This is a genomic window from Nostoc sp. ChiSLP03a (assembly GCF_034531215.2).
Taxonomy (GTDB): domain Bacteria; phylum Cyanobacteriota; class Cyanobacteriia; order Cyanobacteriales; family Nostocaceae; genus Nostoc.
In genome coordinates, this window is sequence record NZ_JAVRBQ020000132.1 from 27,577 (window position 1) to 44,714 (window position 17,138).

At 41.3% G+C, this 17,138-nt stretch carries 16 protein-coding genes, 1 other RNA gene and 1 CRISPR repeat array; of the genes, 6 read left to right on the forward strand and 11 right to left on the reverse strand.

Annotation, left to right across the window (positions count from 1 at the left end; all coding sequences use genetic code 11):
• Nucleotides 1-63: 63 nt before the first annotated feature.
• Nucleotides 64-381: a hypothetical protein gene (locus RMY32_RS21620; RefSeq protein ID WP_322712218.1), complete on the forward strand. Its 318-nt coding sequence runs from the start codon at nucleotides 64-66 to the stop codon at nucleotides 379-381.
• A gap of 33 nt (nucleotides 382-414) precedes the next feature.
• On the opposite strand, the gene RMY32_RS21625 is transcribed toward RMY32_RS21620, so the two are convergent.
• The 9 genes from RMY32_RS21625 to RMY32_RS21665 all read right to left on the reverse strand — a co-directional run bounded on the left by RMY32_RS21625 (nucleotide 415) and on the right by RMY32_RS21665 (nucleotide 11,819).
• A complete protein-coding gene (locus RMY32_RS21625) occupies nucleotides 415-597 on the reverse strand; it encodes a hypothetical protein (RefSeq protein ID WP_409883668.1) in 183 nt (60 codons plus the stop codon).
• Between the two features lie 183 nt (nucleotides 598-780).
• Nucleotides 781-1,616: direct repeats of the CRISPR family, unit length 37 nt; unit sequence ATTGCAATTCATCAAAATCCCTATTAGGGATTGAAAC.
• A gap of 95 nt (nucleotides 1,617-1,711) precedes the next feature.
• Nucleotides 1,712-4,210: a cell division protein HetF gene (gene hetF, locus RMY32_RS21630; RefSeq protein WP_322712220.1), complete on the reverse strand. Its 2,499-nt coding sequence runs from the start codon at nucleotides 4,208-4,210 to the stop codon at nucleotides 1,712-1,714.
• A 698-nt stretch (nucleotides 4,211-4,908) separates the two neighbouring features.
• Nucleotides 4,909-5,103 carry a hypothetical protein gene (locus tag RMY32_RS21635; RefSeq protein ID WP_322712221.1) on the reverse strand — a complete coding sequence of 65 codons (195 nt, stop codon included), beginning with the start codon at nucleotides 5,101-5,103 and terminating at the stop codon, nucleotides 4,909-4,911.
• Nucleotides 5,104-5,267: 164 nt separating this feature from the next.
• Nucleotides 5,268-5,426 (reverse strand): hypothetical protein, encoded by a 159-nt coding sequence (locus RMY32_RS21640; protein WP_322712222.1) that lies wholly within the window; start codon nucleotides 5,424-5,426, stop codon nucleotides 5,268-5,270.
• 722 nt (nucleotides 5,427-6,148) lie between these two features.
• Nucleotides 6,149-6,907 (reverse strand): FHA domain-containing protein, encoded by a 759-nt coding sequence (locus tag RMY32_RS21645; protein ID WP_322712223.1) that lies wholly within the window; start codon nucleotides 6,905-6,907, stop codon nucleotides 6,149-6,151.
• A gap of 847 nt (nucleotides 6,908-7,754) precedes the next feature.
• Nucleotides 7,755-9,350, reverse strand: coding sequence for a serine/threonine-protein kinase (locus RMY32_RS21650; protein WP_322712224.1), 1,596 nt, complete (start codon nucleotides 9,348-9,350; stop codon nucleotides 7,755-7,757).
• Between the two features lie 538 nt (nucleotides 9,351-9,888).
• A non-coding RNA gene (gene ssrS, locus RMY32_RS21655) (6S RNA) lies at nucleotides 9,889-10,072 on the reverse strand.
• Between the two features lie 56 nt (nucleotides 10,073-10,128).
• A complete protein-coding gene (locus RMY32_RS21660) occupies nucleotides 10,129-11,298 on the reverse strand; it encodes a 5-(carboxyamino)imidazole ribonucleotide synthase (protein ID WP_322712233.1) in 1,170 nt (389 codons plus the stop codon).
• Nucleotides 11,295-11,819 (reverse strand): pentapeptide repeat-containing protein, encoded by a 525-nt coding sequence (locus RMY32_RS21665; protein WP_322712225.1) that lies wholly within the window; start codon nucleotides 11,817-11,819, stop codon nucleotides 11,295-11,297. The genes RMY32_RS21660 and RMY32_RS21665 overlap by 4 nt, the downstream gene beginning before the upstream one ends.
• 730 nt (nucleotides 11,820-12,549) lie before the next feature.
• On the opposite strand from RMY32_RS21665, the gene RMY32_RS21670 reads away from it, so the two are divergent.
• Nucleotides 12,550-12,873 (forward strand): hypothetical protein, encoded by a 324-nt coding sequence (locus RMY32_RS21670; RefSeq protein WP_322692259.1) that lies wholly within the window; start codon nucleotides 12,550-12,552, stop codon nucleotides 12,871-12,873.
• A gap of 270 nt (nucleotides 12,874-13,143) precedes the next feature.
• On the opposite strand, the gene RMY32_RS21675 is transcribed toward RMY32_RS21670, so the two are convergent.
• The gene (locus RMY32_RS21675; RefSeq protein ID WP_194040625.1) at nucleotides 13,144-13,629 is read right to left on the reverse strand and encodes a beta-lactamase hydrolase domain-containing protein; all 486 of its coding nucleotides are present in this window, start codon (nucleotides 13,627-13,629) and stop codon (nucleotides 13,144-13,146) included.
• Between the two features lie 467 nt (nucleotides 13,630-14,096).
• Between RMY32_RS21675 and RMY32_RS21680 the strand changes: the two genes are divergently transcribed.
• From RMY32_RS21680 to RMY32_RS21695, 4 genes are all read left to right on the forward strand, one after another.
• A complete protein-coding gene (locus tag RMY32_RS21680; RefSeq protein WP_322712226.1) occupies nucleotides 14,097-14,600 on the forward strand; it encodes a GNAT family N-acetyltransferase in 504 nt (167 codons plus the stop codon).
• Between the two features lie 113 nt (nucleotides 14,601-14,713).
• On the forward strand, nucleotides 14,714-15,322 hold the full coding sequence (locus RMY32_RS21685; RefSeq protein WP_322673064.1) for a TetR/AcrR family transcriptional regulator: 609 nt from the start codon (nucleotides 14,714-14,716) through the stop codon (nucleotides 15,320-15,322).
• Between the two features lie 136 nt (nucleotides 15,323-15,458).
• Entirely contained in the window at nucleotides 15,459-15,848 is a 390-nt protein-coding gene (locus RMY32_RS21690) for a DUF120 domain-containing protein (RefSeq protein ID WP_322712227.1), read from the forward strand.
• Complete coding sequence (locus RMY32_RS21695) at nucleotides 15,832-16,671, forward strand: class I SAM-dependent methyltransferase (protein ID WP_322712228.1); 840 nt, start codon at nucleotides 15,832-15,834, stop codon at nucleotides 16,669-16,671. Before RMY32_RS21690 ends, RMY32_RS21695 begins: the two co-directional genes overlap by 17 nt.
• Here RMY32_RS21695 and RMY32_RS21700 read toward each other — a convergent pair.
• Nucleotides 16,655-17,008, reverse strand: coding sequence for a gamma-glutamylcyclotransferase (locus RMY32_RS21700; protein WP_322712229.1), 354 nt, complete (start codon nucleotides 17,006-17,008; stop codon nucleotides 16,655-16,657). The genes RMY32_RS21695 and RMY32_RS21700 overlap by 17 nt on opposite strands.
• Between the last annotated feature and the right edge of the window lie 130 nt (nucleotides 17,009-17,138).

Genomic DNA, 17,138 nt, shown 5'->3' on the forward strand with positions numbered 1-17,138 from the left:
TACTCAACAGTTTGATAGTCACCAAACCGATGTACCATACAGATAAATTTACAAAAATCAACAATGGTAGAACGTCCAATCAAGAAATCGGAACGTCAGGCTCAAGCAAACACTGACAGCAATTCCGAAAATTCGGATTCTGTAACCCCGATTGAATCTAACCCCAAAAGCTCAAAACCGAGCCGCGATGCCGAAGGCGGGCTGCGCCAACGCTCGTCTGACAAAGGGAAAAAAGGATCGTCATCTAGGGATGAAGGCAGACCACCGGTAAATCCGGCACTAGCGCGCGGCCCAAAACCCGTTAAACCTCCAACCCCTAAAGTTAAAACAGAAGAACTTGAAACCGAATCAGAATCTATCTCTGAGGAGTCTCAAGATTAACATTACAAGTGTTGTTATGTGTGATGTGGGAGGCTATAAGCTAAAAAGACTGAGATTTCTGGCTTTGAAGGCAGCGATCGCGCCCCCCATCACCATTAGATTATTTTTAGCGATCGCGTCTCTCATAGAGTTCCTGTATGTCAAATGCGCGAATGGGTAGGTGTACAAATTCCACACCCCCGAAAAAATTGCTTCTATCTCAATACCAGCAAGCATTTCACCCCACTCATTACCCAATTATCATCCGCGCAATCTCTGAAATGCTTACAAAAACTAGGATGTCAGCCTTTAACTTTTCCCGGCACTCTTCCCAAAGGAATTCTCTAATGCTATGATTGCTCCAGAATCGCGCAACCGCACCTTGAAAACTAAATACAGCTTGGCTTTCCGGCTCCCGCTATTGCAATTCATCAAAATCCCTATTAGGGATTGAAACTTTTATGAAGGGCAAGGTGGAGATCGTGTTATTCGATTGCAATTCATCAAAATCCCTATTAGGGATTGAAACCTATTCCTAAGTCCACTCCATCTAAAAATACTCTCAAATTGCAATTCATCAAAATCCCTATTAGGGATTGAAACGTGCCTCTTACTCCGGCCGTATACTCAGCACTGCTCACCCCATTTCAATTCATCAAAATCCCTATTATGGATTGAAACAATTGAACCATTACCAATTCGAGCGAAGTTCAAATTGCAATTCATCAAAATCCCTATTAGGGATTGAAACGCGTATCGAAAAACTCGCTTGCTAGTATTAATTCATTGCAATTCATCAAAATCCCTATTAGGGATTGAAACTACAAAAGTCAGTTTTCGTCACTTGCACCTCAAAATTGCAATTCATCAAAATCCCTATTAGGGATTGAAACAGCGATCGTGCAAAAAATAGCTAAGGAATTAAAGGGAGATTGCAATTCATCAAAATCCCTATTAGGGATTGAAACAGTTTACTTGCGCTAGTGAAGTCCTGGCACATCTATTGCAATTCATCAAAATCCCTATTAGGGATTGAAACCAAATAGTGCTGGCAATATCGATTTGAGCTTTTATATTGCAATTCATCAAAATCCCTATTAGGGATTGAAACAAAGCAGCAGATGCAGGCTCAATTGTGAGGGTAGTATTGCAATTCATCAAAATCCCTATTAGGGATTGAAACATCTGTGCTGGCAGCTAAGACAAGCAGGAAAAAGGTATTGCAATTCATTAAAATCCCTATTAGGGAAGCTGAAACCCCATATAGGTTTTAGCATTAGCGTTGCTAAAACCCTCTTCCCTCTTGCCTCCTACCTCATCCCAACGACAAATATTTACACGCACCTACTTATTACTGTTTTTCGCCTTTTTCTTGAAGAAGCGATCGCCAATCTTCAATCGCCTTCTCCGTCCACAGCCAATTTTTAGCTAATTTATCTACCTGAAAATTTTCGCGATCGGACTTGAGAACCGTTTGCCGCAATTTGATCGCTTCATTCAAATATTGCGTTTGCTTACCATTAGATTGACTAAGTGCAGATTTATACAATCCAAGAGCTAAACCAGCATAAGAAGTTAAAGCATCTTGAGGAACTGCTGTGTTTTGGGATGTTGAATTTGTGTTTTGTTCTTTGAGAGCTAAATTCAAAGCCTTGAACCAAGCATCATTGGCTCGATTCAGATTGCCTTCTGTGTAGTAGGCAAATCCCAAAGCGTTATTATACAAAAGCGATTCGGGTTTAGCTTTGGCAGCAGTTTCCCAATAACGACGGGCATCATCGACGCTATAGTTATTGTCTCCAGTTTGGATAGACTGCCACGCCAATCGTCCCTTGTAAAAATTCACAGATGGATCGTCAGCTTGTTTGCTGGGAATTAGTTTTAAGGAAGTTCCAGCCGCAGCCAGTGCGCCCCGATTCAGTAGTTCTTCTACAGCCAATAACCCACCTTGCAAGTCACCCTGACTCAATTTTTCCGTAGCAGTAGCGGTGACAATTCCAGTTGCTTCTATTCCTAAATCGATGTTCGGCTGCTTTTGAATCGGTCGAGAATCAGGTAGAGACTGGGCGGGAATTTCTGGTATTTTAGGCAATGCTTGGGGGCGATTTTGCCACCAATTTAAACCGATCGCCGCAGCGATCGCACTAATCCCCACAACACCCACAATCGGCCACAGTTGGCGGCGACGAATACGATTTCTTGGCGGGGGTGGTTGCGATTGCGAAAAATTAGAATTTTGCCAATTTTCTTCCAGGTTTCCAGGAGTTGCAGGTGGCGGTGGGGGAACTTCTCCCCACAAATCTGCTGACTCTTCTGAAGAAGTCATTTCCTCTGAAATCTGACTTTGGTGAAGACTATTTTCGCTAATTTGTCGATCCGGTTCAGTTGCAGGTTTTTGGTTATCTAGCTGACGAAACAAATCCGAAACGATCGCAGAATCTTCTTCATAGCTTGGGTCATCATACTCAATTTCATCAACCAGATCGCCCCAAGTATCTTCACCCAGCCAGTCCAACCCAGAATCCCGCGTCAAACCACTAGGAATCATATCTTCCATTCCTAAAGGCATCTCGCTCTCATCAGGTATACCAGGGTACATCATGGAAGTTACCCCTAAAGGCGAACTATACTGATTCAGCGAATCTGTACTTGTAGATACCTCAGTTTCCTGACTTAAAAAACCGTCAAATTCTGGCTGGAGATATAAAATCGGTAATGCCCAGTACATCTGGTGAGAACCATAAGCAGAAATTAATCCTTGGCGCACCCGACTTACACACAAATCTACTGGATATCCCTGACTTAAATTGCGGTAAAACAATTGTGTGAGCGTCAACGCCACTTCATCAGGAATCCTTTCTGACATCGCCAAAACGCTTCTAATTCCGCGCTTCACCAGACTTTCCGCTAAGTTTCGTTCGCCAGTATCTCCAGAGAAATTAGACGCTGCTGTGTATGCCCCCAAGCAGGAATTAAACACTGCCATTTGGATATTATTGTTGACGAGCAAACCTGCCAAATCGTCCCCAGTTAAGATTTCCGTTAAGCCAGTTCTGCGACTAACAAGATAAATTTCTCCCCCATTTGCGCCTAAGTTACTATGACCAGAGTAATGGAGAACGTGATATCTACCTTGTTCTAGGGCTTGCGTCAGTTCTTCCCGTCCTGGTTGGTCTAAGACAGTAAGTTCAATTTCTGGGAAACGATTCCGACTTTCACCAAGTCGTGACGTTTGACGGTGAAGTTCCGCTTGCAGTTTAATTGCTTCTTGTTTCTGTAAGTCAAGCCGGACTTGATCTGAGGGAGAAGCAATTACCATTAAGACTCTGACACCACCTTGTTCTGGTGGTGTGGGCATATTTTGCGACCGCAAAGGAGAAGCTCCCAAAATTCCACTTTGGAAGCGAGAAAAAGCCACATAAGGCCCAGTAGCCAGAGGGCGATCGCCTGCGTGCATCACTTCCCAAGGCAAACGAGCTAATCTAGTGTCTTTTAGCCCCAAGCGTAAGCGGAGTACTTGTTGATGGTTCTGAGCAATACCTTGGGCAGTAATCCAACTATCTCTGAGAGTGCCTTGAAATAGGGCGTTATAAAATTGTTGACCCAACGCCACTAAATTCACAGAGTTTCTGGCGATATCGCTTTCATGTCCGCCAGAGGTAAATGGATCTCCTTGCAACACTGAATTCAACGGGTCATTCATCAAATGCCCAGCAGCCATCAACCAATCAGCTATAGGCCAAGTCACCAATTCTTCTGCCAATGGTACCCCAGGCGCGACTTGTTCCGTCCGCACCAAGTAGTCATTTTGCCCTACAGGAGTTACCGAAATGTGGAATTCCTGGGTCACAGTTTCTCCTGTCCGCCTCCTAAATCTGGTTTGAAACGCGAAAGTTTCAAGTCGATTTTTCGCTTCCTCTGATAATTTAGATGCATCCTACCCCTGAATGTTTCTGATTCGGTGTCGTTTTGGTTTTTCTGCCTTTACAACTTTATCCGGATCGGATTACCTGGGTCTAGAACACTTAATTGGTAGATGCACCTTGATCTTCAACTCCCCTAGTTGGCTAACACCCACTGGGGGTTTTTTTATTTTTGGCAAACAACAGCAACTTCTGACGCAGATATTCTCTACCAGAAAATAGTGCTTAATCCTAGAATACTTGATTAATAGATGGATGTCCCTCGATCTTTAACTCCCCTAATTGAGTTAATATCCACTTTGGTCTTTTTGACACACGATAACAATCAATTTTCTCATAAATTTATCCTGAGCATGGTGGTTAAACCTAGAACATTTAAGTGGTAGATGCACCCTGATAACTAGCTCCCCTGGTTGGCTAACGCCCACTGGGGGTTTTTTTTATGAAAATTGAGTCCTATTGATTAACCCTGAAACACCCATTTTGTAAAGCAGCGCACCGATCGTTTAATTGGTAGGTCTGTCCTGATAACTAACCCCTCTAAGGTTTTTCTTCCATCGACAAACAGTAACAACTTCAACTTCTGCTAATTTATCCGGTAGCGACCCATTTATTTTAGAAAAGATTATTGGTAGATGCACCCTGATAACTCACTCCCCTGGTTGGTTAACACCCACTGGGGGTTTTTTTTTATTGCATCACTGATAGCGATCGCAAATACGACTCGTAGAGAAATGTTACCGAGTCTTTTCCTCTCAAAGATGCTAATAGCTTGCTTTTTCATAGAGGTACGAGCTTTACAGCCCATCGTGGCAGACATTGCCTCTGATTTAGTTCATTTTTCCCGGAAGATGCTATCTGCCCCTAGAAAACATTATTAGTAGATGCACCCTGATAACTCACTCCCCTAGTAGGCTAACACCCACTGGGGGTTTTTTTTATTAAAAAAAATAACTGACCCTGATAACTCACTCCCTTGATAGGTTAACATCCACTGGGAGTTTTTTCTACTAGTTGCGTTACCAATAGCGATCGCAAATGCCTCTGGTAGAAAAATGTTACCGAGTCTTCTCCTCTTAGAGATGCTACCGTAGCTTGCTTTTCCATAGAGGTACGAGCTTTACAGCCCATCGTCGTAGACATCAACTCTAATTTAGTTCTTTTTTCCCGGAAGATGCTATTTGCCCCTAGAAAAGATTATTGGTAGATGCACCCTGATAACTCACTCCCCTAGTAGGTTAACACCCACTGGGGGGTTTTTTATTTAAAAAAATAACTGACCTTTGTCCAAATTTATCCGGAGTATGGTCTTCAACCTGAGAACACTTAATTGGTAGATGCACCCTGATAACTAACTCCCCTAGTAGGTTAACACCCACTGGGGGTTTTTTTGCCCCAGACGCGTAGCAGTGAGCCACATAACCGGAGTAAATCACTATCACTACTCTTGTTGCTACTGCTGGTAGACCTTGAGTATCCTCCTGTTGCCAGGATAGAGCATAACTTACTCACTCAATCCCTGAATCGCTTTCTTTTTATTGTGAGCTAGAGACGCCACTCCAAAATGATTGCTATGATATTTAATCACATTCTTAATTTTTTTTATATATTTTGAGCGACATTCCTTGATGGTACAAGCTCCTAGATTCATCTATGGAGTTAATCTAAAATCTAAAATTCCCAAGCCCCTAGATTTATCTATAGGGTCAATCCAAAATCCAAAATCTAAAATCCAAAATTGTCTGACGAGTTTCCTTTTAATTTTCACTATTTGTCTGCCTCAGCAAACCTTACCTTCTCAGCACACACTAACAGACTAAATATCAGGCTACCGCTAACAGCACCCCTGAAGCAATTGAAAACTGCTATAAGTTACAATTTTTTAGCTGGTTGAGATTAGACGATAATTGTGTGGTGAACAGGCGGTCTAAAATTTCTGATTTTTGTTCTGAACTGAAGTTGTCATAAAAATTTTCAAGCTTCTCAACTATTCCGAAATTTCTGAAGGCCTCTAAATTAGAATCTGGTTTTTCAATTAAAGGTTTTTGTCTATTCTGAGAATAACTAAGTATATCTACTGGATGATTACTCCTTCGATGCACAAGCTGCATCAATAAATCTATTGCAACAGTTGGCAAAACGCGGTAGGTAGAAGTCACAAAAAAATCAAAAGTCATATTTCCTAGACGGATGCGATCGCCGTCTTTGAGCTTAATCGGCCTAACAGCGCGATTACCGTTCACAAAGGAGCCATTGGTACTGTTGAAATCAATTAAGTAAAAGCCTTGCTCGTCAATATGCTGAATAGCAGCGTGGCGACGAGACAGATGATTGTCAGCAATGCAAATACCACTCGTGTGATTACGACCTATCGTCCAGATTTGTTGTGGCTGTCGTAAACTCTGAGTCTGATTATCGCCCAAGTTAGTCATCAGATAAACAGCAACACTATCCACTACACCATGTACGTAACTTGTCGTCTTGACTCTCCTCAACGACGGTTGAGATAGGTTTTCTAGCTGAAGAATTTCATCTAGAAGACTGCTGTGGTGTTCATACAACTTGAGGAATACTTGATATAAAGTTAATCGCCGTTCTATTTCCGTTTGTGCAAAGTCAGTCATTATACGTAAACCTTATATTACCTGATTTCGGTTGCGATCTACTTCTCCAGCCGACAATCAGGGATAATTAATTTTTTGCTTTTTACTGCCATCTGAAAAATTTAGTGCTTTAGGAACATACTATTTTACAAATTTTAGGTGTGAGATTCTTTGCTATTTATAACCATAAAAAGCATATAAATATCTTTAGAAAATTATTATGATGCTTCATTGTTTATTGTAAATAATCATTTGTTGTTTGTAACAGATAAAAATCATAAAGATTTCATGAAGAATTGACAATTATCTACGTATTTTTGCTAGATAGTTGGATATTTCTTAATATTCGTGAGAGTGATGGTCATTGCTCGACCTAAACATTATACATATTCGATCGTTTTTGAATAAATCTAAGTTTTATCAAAAAGAATCAGGGCTAATTTTCCCATATATAAGAAAAATTCAGCATAGTGATTCCGATCGAACAAGTATTTGAAAATTGTTAATAAAAATGGAGAACTGAAAAGCAGGGAGGTTGAGGCTATTCTGCTAATCGAAAATAATTGATTTCAATAAAAAGGATTCATCCTTCAAGATAATCTAGAACCGAATATATAGGACTCATATTTGATTTTTGCGAGGCTAGGTACAGCTTTATTCCTTCTTCCCAGTCCCCAATCTCCATTACCCCTTATCCCCAGAGGGGGCCCCACCATCCCCAGTCCCTTACCTCTACGAGTGATTCTCCAAATCAAATCGGATTGCTATAGGAGAATATTCGCATAGAACTACGGCGGCAAAAGAGGCTATTCCCGATGAATTAGGAAACTCCATCCGTCTCTAGATTGCAGTAGTTCACACTTTCAAATCACAACAGGCCTCGTTTGCCATTGGGACGCACGGTCATCCAATTTGTTTTTGCTAGTGCTAGCTGCTCATCAGAAATTTTAGCACTGGTGAGATTAGCACCACACAAATTAGCTCCTCGGAGGTTAGCGTTGCTGAGATAAGCATTGCTAAGGTCTGCGCCTCTCAGGTCTGCTCCTTCTAAATCAGCATGGTTAAAGTATGCTTTGCTCAAATTAGCATCCTTAAGATTTGCTCGAGTCAGACTGGCTCTGCCAAAGTCACTATTGTGAAGATTAGCTCCCTGAAGATTGGTTTTTTGCAATTGAGCAGAATGGAAATTTGTTTGAGATAAATCAGCACCTTGCAGATTTAGCAAATTTAAATTGTGTAAGGCAAAATCTCGTCTTCCCTTCAGATAAGCTGTTAATAAACCTTGGGTATCTAACTTCCGCCCAACTTTAGAATTTTGACTTTGTGAACCATTGCTGTTGCTACTGAAAGTCGTTGATTTGGCCATCCCAGAACCCTGGTGTAATCCCGCAACTTCCGCTGCCTTGGCTCGTCTAGCACGAATCGCTGCCGCTACCTGTGCCACTCCAGTGTTGGTACCAGCAGGGTTGTTACATAAAACAGCAGAATTTTCCAGGTGGTTATGTGTTCGCTCCTTAGATCGATTATCAGATTTAGTCAGCAAACCCTTTGCTAAACTATCTAAGTATGGTTCTATTTCCAATGCTCTGAGAACTTCTGCTGCTGACTGATAGCGATTACGTACAGACACCTCTAACATTTTTCGCAACACATTGCCTAAGTGATCGCTCACTTGCACAAGCTGCTCCCACATCATCTCGCCAGTGTTGGGATTGTAATCTAAATCTTTAGGAGTTTTGCTAGTCAGTAAATAAATGCATGTCACACCTAGTGCATAAATATCACTGGCGTAGACTGGACGCATAGCCATTTGCTCTGGAGGTGCAAAACCAGGAGTACCAATAGCATACGCAGTTAATGCTGTCTGTCCTGATGGGCCTGTCGCACTTTGGCTAATTTGGTTTTTGACAGCACCAAAATCGATGAGTACCATTCTGGCATCTTGAGTGCGGCGGATTAAATTGGCTGGTTTGATATCACGGTGAATCACCTTTTGCTCGTGGATGTATTGCAACAGTGGCAAAATCTCGCTCAAAAATTGCTTGACTCCAGTTTCACTCAAGATGCCGTTAAGTTTGACCTCCTCTTGCAAGGTGTCACCACTAATATATTCTTGAACTAAGTAGAATTGCTCGCGATCTTCAAAATAGTCTAACAATCTTGGTACTTGGGGATGGTTGCCAATTTTACCTAGAGTTTTAGCTTCTCGCTCAAAAAGTTCTCTAGCCATCTGTAAAACGTGTGGGGCGCTTCCTGATGGGCGTAATTGTTTGATTACGCAACTCGGTTCTCCTGGTAAGCCTCGATCGTTGGCTAGGAAGGTCGCTCCAAAGCCACCCTGGCCTAATGGTTGGATCGCCTGATAGCGATCGCGCAACAGTAGTTGCGAGCCACAAGACTGACACCTTTGGCTATATACCAAATTTTCTGGATTGGAACAGGTAGGATTTAAGCAGTAGCTCATGCACTCTCAACTCGCTGCACGAATAATCACGGGGAGTGTTATACTCCCTTCCAATTATTTAGACATTAATCAACTCTTGCCAGGTAATTTTTGCTGGAAATCCTTTGAAGAGTTCCTAAAGTTTAACTGAGATTACCTAAAGCGATCGCTAAACAAGATTATTTATTATACTTACATTGGTAAAGACTGTGTATGCTACTTTCTACCAATTCGTAATTCCTAATCACGCTCTCTCAAGGCTTGTGGCGTGCATTGTGCTGTTATTCCATTCAGAAAATCAGCTTTAATCTGTTGTTTATATGGAAAAACTGGTATTAAAAGTATTAAAGAGCAGTGCCCAATGCCAGTTACTAATTTGGGGCAAACCCCAGACGAGCGCGGACTCGCTTGCCGCATTTGGCGTGGGCTGCGGCGATTACACGATAGTATCTAGGTTTCCCAAAAATATGGCAATCTTTACTGTCAGTTCGCTTATTTTAAATTGATTGAAATAATTAAAGCTCCCAAATTCTAACTGATTTTGGGAGCTAATAATTTTAAGTTCACCGCGACGCCGTTTTACCTAAGTTTATGACCTGGGTTTATCCAGGTGGGAACCTAAATTCCTCGTTTAAAGTTTCCGGGTACATGCCCGGTATACTGCCACGAGAACAGTTGACTCCCTTGTCATTAAAGGCATAGATCAAAAAACTTGATGGCAGTCACCAACGTCGTAGTGCAACTCACTCATTATAGCTTTTCAAAAGATGTTGTGTGTTCAACAGCGAAATTTTCCCATCTATTTACCTGGATACCAGATAGATTCTATGCTGTGGGCGATGTCATTGGCGTATGCACTTGCCGACTCTCGATTTTGATCGTCGAGCAAAACGGTAACATGTCCCAACTTCCGCCCAGGACGTGATTCTGTCTTCCCATACCAGTGAACGTGCGCCTGGGGAATTTCTGCTATTTGTTGACGCTGGCTTTGGTAGTCGCTGTGAGAATTTTCATACCCTAGTAAGTTGATCATGACAGCACCAGCGTACTGCAAAGCCGGATTCCCCAAAGGTAGACCACAAACTGCTCTCAGGTGTTGCTCAAACTGAGAAGTTTCGCAAGCGTCAAGAGAAAAATGCCCAGAATTGTGGGTACGTGGTGCAATTTCATTTACCAGAATTTTGCCATCAGCACTCAGAAATAGCTCAATTCCAAAAATGCCTACGACTTCTAAGCTATTTAATAGAGTATGTGCGATCGCTTGAATTTCTGCTACTTGATTAGGCGTAATCTCTGCTGGCGCAATCACCCGCCGACACACTTGTTGTTCTTGTTGGCTTTCCACTACTGGGTAAGTGACAATTTCCCCCTCCACAGAACGAGCTGCAATTATTGCTAGTTCTCTTTCAAAAGGAACAAATTCTTCTAACAAGAATAGCGAGCGATTTAAAGTTTGTGTTGTGGTTTCATCACTTAACTTTTGTTCTAAAGTAGCAAAATCCTGAATTATGAAAGTACCTTGACCATCATAACCATGACGGCGGGATTTCAAAACTACTGGAAAACCTAGATATTCTATTTTTGATTTGAGATTTTCTACCTTGTCAAGGGCGAAAAATTGAGGAACTGGTAAGCCCAAGTCGCGTAAATAGCAACGCTGATGATATTTATCTAAAAGAGGAGCTAAAGCTTTTAATCTGGGACGGAAACAAACGCCTTGCTGTGCTAAACCAGATAAAGCATTCAGGTTAACAAATTCGTTTTCAAAGGTGATAACATCGCATTTTTGAGCTAATATTTCCGTAGAATTTGCATCATCAACTGGCGCAAAAACAGTTTCTTTGGCGATTGACACGGCCGGGTCGTGAACGCTTGGAGTTTGTACTACTAATTCTACTCCTAGCTTCTGTGCTGCATCCGCCATCATCCAGGCAAGTTGTCCGCCACCAATTACACCAACACGCTTCATTGACATCCTAGAGAATCATGAGTTTGCACGCCTGTTTTGGAATTCACACCACTGGCTTTGATGCACAGTTCTTTGATTTGCGCTTTATCCAAAATTGCATCTGTAAAATCTGCACCGTCTATATTTACATCATTAAATATGGCACGGAGCAAAAGAGCTTCTTTGAAAACTGCATCGCTCAAATCTGCCTTAGTCAAGTTTACCTGATCGACCATTGCATTCGTTAAATCCGCTCCGTGAAGATTTGCTTTTGTCATCACCGAAGCGCTCATGATTGCTCCCCGTAAATCAGCGTTTGTAAAGTTAGCCAATTCCATATTGGCGTTAGAAAACTCCGCAGCTTGCAAACTTTGTCCAGAAAAATCACGTCTTGATAGCTCTGCATTGCTAAATGACAGCGGATGAGTCCAGTCTACTGCCACTGCTGGATCGGCCACACACCAGATAATAATTCCGAGAAGGAATGCTAGTGTTTGCCGCCAAAAAATATTGAGAGCCAATTTAGTGTATAGTTTACCCATTTAATTACCGCATTTGAATATTAGCAAGACTGGCTCGTACTAATTGAGACTCGCAGCCTTGCTACTGGACTTGCATAACGTGTATTTCCGTTGCTTAATATTTTGTAACGCAAAAAGAGCATAGACTTCTTACTTTAGCAAAATTCTCCCAGCTACTTGAGGTAGAGAGGGGCAATCTGCGATCGCGCTAAAATTAGATACTGAGAAGAATATTTATTAAATACAATAGCGATCGCCATGACTGAGTATAAATTATTTCTCACAGCAAGCAAGCTTTAGTAAAATAGAGACGGGGAGCATAATTTATCGCTCTTGATGAAAATAAAACTTTAAATTCCTAACTCTCAAGGAATAATTTAGCTGATAAAGCAATGTTTCCTATAGTCTATGCTTGTTGACTTATTTACAATTCTTCATTCGTAGATTTAAATTTTCAAGATATAAAAAGTTTTTTTGAGCAGTAATACTCACGGAGTTATTTACAATTCTTGACTTCCCATTTTTCAAGTAAAGTTTGTTGTCTTTTAAATTCAACAGCCCCGATAGACTGTTAGTCTTTTAATTAATGAAAGCAAGGTTTGAGCGTAATTATATGCGTCTCAATTGCTTAACAAAGTTTAAAGCTCGATAATTAGCGTTAATTTTATAGCGATTAGTTAGTTCTTCAGGAATCTCCCAGAGTTTACATTCACCAAGTACACAACTTCCACAAACCGAACTCCGAAACCCGATGATGAATCATTACTCTGTTCAATGGATTGAGGCATGGTGCCAAGAAAATGGCTGGACAGATTTATTTGTTGAGCGACGTAACAATTTCTGGGCTTTTCCTCCGGGTGGGGTAATGCCAGAGCCAATTCCAGTTCATGTTCTCAGATTGATTAAAGCCGAAAAAGGACTGACTTTGGAAGAACGATTGTGGTCAATATCCGCAGTAATTGGCACAATCCTAGCTGTTCTTTTTACCTTTTGGTTTCAGTCGCCGATGCCATTAGTTTTAGCTTTCGCTTTTAATGCTGTTACGGTGGCTCAATTTGAACTTGAAGATGCCTAAGTTTTTATGTTGGGCTTTGCTATTCAAAACTGCTCTTGTCTGCTTTCAGCAAGAGCAGTTTTGAATTTTTAAGAAGAAAGAATTCAGGAGTCACAAAGTCAGAATGGGCTAAACATTAGCTATCCGCTAACAGAATTGAATTCTGTGGGACTCGCTACCGCAGCGCGAACGTAGAGAGCGTCAAGATTGCTGAATTCTGAATTCTTCTTCAATAATTTGTATAGCAGCCGTTTAGTCTATTAAGACATAACAATTAGAAATTACTAATACTTAAGAGCAGCTAGCAGGTAAAGCTACCTTCGCGTGTTTATTAACGTAGTCCACAAATAATTGCTTCAATCGGGGACTAACGCCAGCGTGTTCAAAGAATCCAAAACCGAGATTCCTTGCTTTTGCTAAGGTTTCCTCTGGCGTTAATCCTTCCTGGATAGCGATACTCAACAGCGCAATTCCAGTCGATCGCATCCCGGCGGCACAATGCACAACTGCTGGTTTCGGGATTTGTTCGAGTGTCGTGAGGATTTTGGTAATCACCTCTTCATTCAAATTTTTGAGATCCACCTTGAGTGGAACATTTTGATAATACAGCCCCAATGCTTCCGCTACTTTTTGCTCATCTTTGGAAAATCCTAGTTCATCAGGCGATCGCAGATTGAGAACAGACTTAAAACCCTCTTGAATAGCTTGCTCAAGCTGTTTCGGTATAACTTGTCCTGTCGTTGTCAAGTTTTCGTTAATTTGTATGGCGTTGATCACATTCACTCCTTTTAACTTTCTAATATCTGCCAGCTTGCTAAATACTCCAAAGGAGCAAGCTTTAAGCAGATATTCAAAATAAACACAGCAAAATTAGCCAATTATCACAAGATATTGCTTAATTGCTTCAAAATTTGCCTTTTGAAGTTGGTTAATTTATTGCTTTATCCATAATATACGGTTTGCCGATAGAATTAGTGTTGATTAAAGGTTATTATACTTTTTATCGATAAAATTACCGTAGATTATATTTCAGGAGTTATACTATTGGGCAAGTTGGGGGAGCAATTGGATCGAGATTTTCGCGAACAAGTGTATAAATAGAACAATTCTTCTTTTTAAACTTGGGCACATAGCCCAGAACTAAAGTTTTCATTCATACTGCTTCCCTCCTGCCCCCTGCCCCCTGCCCCCTGCCCCCTGCTCCCTGTCCCCTTCCCCCTGCCTCCAATGCCAGCCCTGAACCTATGAGCGCTAACGAAATATCTCTTCGACCTGCCCAAGAAACAGATGCGTGGGTGCTGAGTGCAATTCATATTGCTGCTATCAAAGCTCTGCCTGCAACTTTCTACACTCAAAAAGAACTTTTAGCTTGGCGCAATTACCGCGATAAACCTGATGGTTCAAATATCTTGAAGAGTATGAAAACCGAATCTTTCTGGGTTGCGATCGAGGGAGATGTTGTTATAGGTTTTGCTAGTTTCATTGTTGATGAACTAATCGGGCTGTATGTTCACCCTAAATATCAAGGTAAAGGTATTGGACGTGCTTTAGTTCAACATTTTTGCGATGAAGCAACTGAGCAAGGTATAGATAAGGTAATTACAACCGCTAGCCTTTATGCTGAAGGGTTTTATTTACGACTAGGATTTACTGCTATCCAAAAAGCACCTCATTATTTAAGAAGTGGGATAGTTGTTCCAGTTACTAAAATGAGTAAAACATTAGTTACCACACCAAAATCAATTTGAGAAGGTAAATATTTTAAATAATTTTAAAAATGTTGGCATCAACACTATTTTCCTCAAATTATCACCACTTTTTCTACATAATCTATGATGAAAGTAAGTACTTGCCAGCATAAATGCATAAAACCATCCGTTCATCAACTCTCACCCGTACACGTTTGATAGAAGCCGCCTTACAGGTATTTGCCAGTTTAGGTGTTCAAGGAGCAACTACCCGTGAAATAGCTCGTGTTGCTGGTGTGAATGAGGTGACTTTATTTCGCCACTTTGCTAGCAAAGAACAACTTCTGGGAGCAGTAATGAAGAATGCCTTGGCACTCCAGACAGAAGCCCTTGCATACCCCGAAGCGTGGACACAGGATCTAAAAATTGATTTAAAACAGTATGCCCATCTCTACAATACTATGCTAGAGACACAGGAGGACTTAATTCGCACCTTCATTGGAGAAGCCAAACGTCATCCAGAGGCAGCTAAACAAGTGATTCAAGAAGCTGCCAAGCCTTTAGGGGAAAAACTGGTGGCTTACCTGCAATCGAGTCAGAAACGAGGCACTGTCAGAGCAGACCTCGATCCATTTCCGGCTGTCGATATGTTCACAGGAATGCTGTTAGCTGGAATGCTATGCCGCAGTGCAAAATTCAATCAAGGCAACTATAGCTGTGAGGACTATATCGAAACCTGTGTAGATATTTTTGTGCGCGGTATCAGTACTACTCCCCTCTAATACCATTTTACTTTAAGGTTGATACAAATAGGGAGCAGGGGGAAAGAGTTAGAGACAAATTATTGTTTCTGAATTTTGAATTCTTCTTTAAGTTCAACTGATATAAATACCAGCTTATTTATATACATAAAGATATATGAAAATCTTAAAAGGTAAGGTTGTCAGTGGTTTAGGAAACTTTTCTTACTGGATTGAGAAATTCCAGGAATATTACTTGAGAAAAACCGGAATGAAATTCTTCCCTGGAACTTTAAATATTCAATTAGATCGACCTTACCATCTCCCGAAAAATGTTATGCGTTTGGAAAAGGAAGAATATGGAGGGACTGTTTCTGTGAGCATTGTTCCCTGTAAGATATTTGGCAGAGATGCTTTTATCTTAAGAACGGACAAAAATAATACTGAAAATGGAGATCATCCAAAAACAATTATTGAGATAGCTTGCGATGTGAAACTGCGGGAGCTATATAACTTTAAAGATAATGATTTGATTGAAGTTGAGATTCACGATGTCAGATTTATCTGAATTAAACAATCTGCTTGGAGATGAAGCATTAATCCATTACGCGAGTGGTCGGGAGCAAAATCGGTTATCAAAAGGTGCAGGTTTGCTGGAATTAGCCCGAAGCCAAGAACTTATTAGCCGCTACCTACCGTCTCCACCCGCAGTGATTTTCGATGTTGGCGGTGGCGCTGGCGTTTATTCTTTTTGGCTTGCTCAACAAGGCTATGAAGTTCATCTCATTGATGCGGTTCCTTTGCACATAGAGCAAGCTCAACATTTATCTCAAGCTCAACCGGAATATCCTTTAGCTAGTTTGGCTGTTGGAGATGCTCGGCAACTGAATCGGGCGGATAATAGTGTTGATGCTGTTCTCTTACTTGGGCCTCTGTATCATCTGACTGAACGTACAGATCGGATTATTGCTTTGCGTGAAACTTATCGGATCTTAAAAACTGGAGGTTTTGTTTTCGCTGCGGGAGTTTCTCGCTTTGCCTCAACCTTAGATGGATTATTTGGCGGACATTTAGACGATCCTGAGTTTGTAGAGATTGTTAAACAGGATTTGATTGATGGTCAACACCGTAACCCAAACAACCATCCTCGCTACTTTACAAAAACCTTCTTTCATCATCCAGAAGAACTCAGAGCAGAGGTTGAAGAAGCGGGTTTACATTCTGAAAAGATTTTAGCGATTGAAGGGGCAGGCTGGTTATTACAAAACTTTCAGGAACACTGGAATGATGTCGGTCGCCGCGATCGCCTTTTAGAAGCGATTCGTTGGTTAGAAACCGAACCCTCTATGTTGGGGATGAGCGCTCACATCATGGCTATTGCCCGGAAATAGGCCCTAAAATAGAGCGATCGCCACTAACTAAAAGTGCTTGTTGTTTTGCCAACATTTGTTTATGTAACCAGAGTAATTGTCTATCTTTAATGCCTTCTGCGATTAATCCCTCAACAGTTTTCATCAGATAATCAGCACAGGAACCCAATTTTCCCGATGCGGTAGCAATGCTATTCACAGTAGTTGTTAATGGTATCTTATGAGCGTACCTGGGATGTTGGCGATTAGCAACAAAAGCGATCGCTGGGAATTCCTGCGTACCGTCAAATACCTTCACCCAACGAGCAATGTAGACACCAGCTAACATCTCTCGTCGCCAAATCAGCAGTAATATCAAGTTCGGATAAATACTTATAATAAAGCTGGGATCGTTGCAGTGTATCTATCTACGTCTTATGCCGAAACGGATTGCGATCGTTAACCACATGAGTACGGAAGAACTACTGGCTCATTATCGTCAGGCGACA

Coding starts and splice junctions, on each gene's coding strand:
- RMY32_RS21695 (WP_322712228.1), top strand. CDS start 15,832: ATGTCAGATTTATCTGAATTAAACAATCTGCTTGGAGATGAAGCATTA.
- RMY32_RS21680 (WP_322712226.1), top strand. CDS start 14,097: ATGAGCGCTAACGAAATATCTCTTCGACCTGCCCAAGAAACAGATGCG.
- RMY32_RS21635 (WP_322712221.1), bottom strand. CDS start 5,103: ATGTCTGCCACGATGGGCTGTAAAGCTCGTACCTCTATGAAAAAGCAA.
- RMY32_RS21640 (WP_322712222.1), bottom strand. CDS start 5,426: ATGTCTACGACGATGGGCTGTAAAGCTCGTACCTCTATGGAAAAGCAA.
- RMY32_RS21690 (WP_322712227.1), top strand. CDS start 15,459: ATGAAAATCTTAAAAGGTAAGGTTGTCAGTGGTTTAGGAAACTTTTCT.
- RMY32_RS21660 (WP_322712233.1), bottom strand. CDS start 11,298: ATGAAGCGTGTTGGTGTAATTGGTGGCGGACAACTTGCCTGGATGATG.
- RMY32_RS21650 (WP_322712224.1), bottom strand. CDS start 9,350: ATGAGCTACTGCTTAAATCCTACCTGTTCCAATCCAGAAAATTTGGTA.
- RMY32_RS21620 (WP_322712218.1), top strand. CDS start 64: ATGGTAGAACGTCCAATCAAGAAATCGGAACGTCAGGCTCAAGCAAAC.
- RMY32_RS21685 (WP_322673064.1), top strand. CDS start 14,714: ATGCATAAAACCATCCGTTCATCAACTCTCACCCGTACACGTTTGATA.
- RMY32_RS21665 (WP_322712225.1), bottom strand. CDS start 11,819: ATGGGTAAACTATACACTAAATTGGCTCTCAATATTTTTTGGCGGCAA.
- RMY32_RS21625 (WP_409883668.1), bottom strand. CDS start 597: ATGCTTGCTGGTATTGAGATAGAAGCAATTTTTTCGGGGGTGTGGAAT.
- RMY32_RS21670 (WP_322692259.1), top strand. CDS start 12,550: ATGATGAATCATTACTCTGTTCAATGGATTGAGGCATGGTGCCAAGAA.
- RMY32_RS21645 (WP_322712223.1), bottom strand. CDS start 6,907: ATGACTGACTTTGCACAAACGGAAATAGAACGGCGATTAACTTTATAT.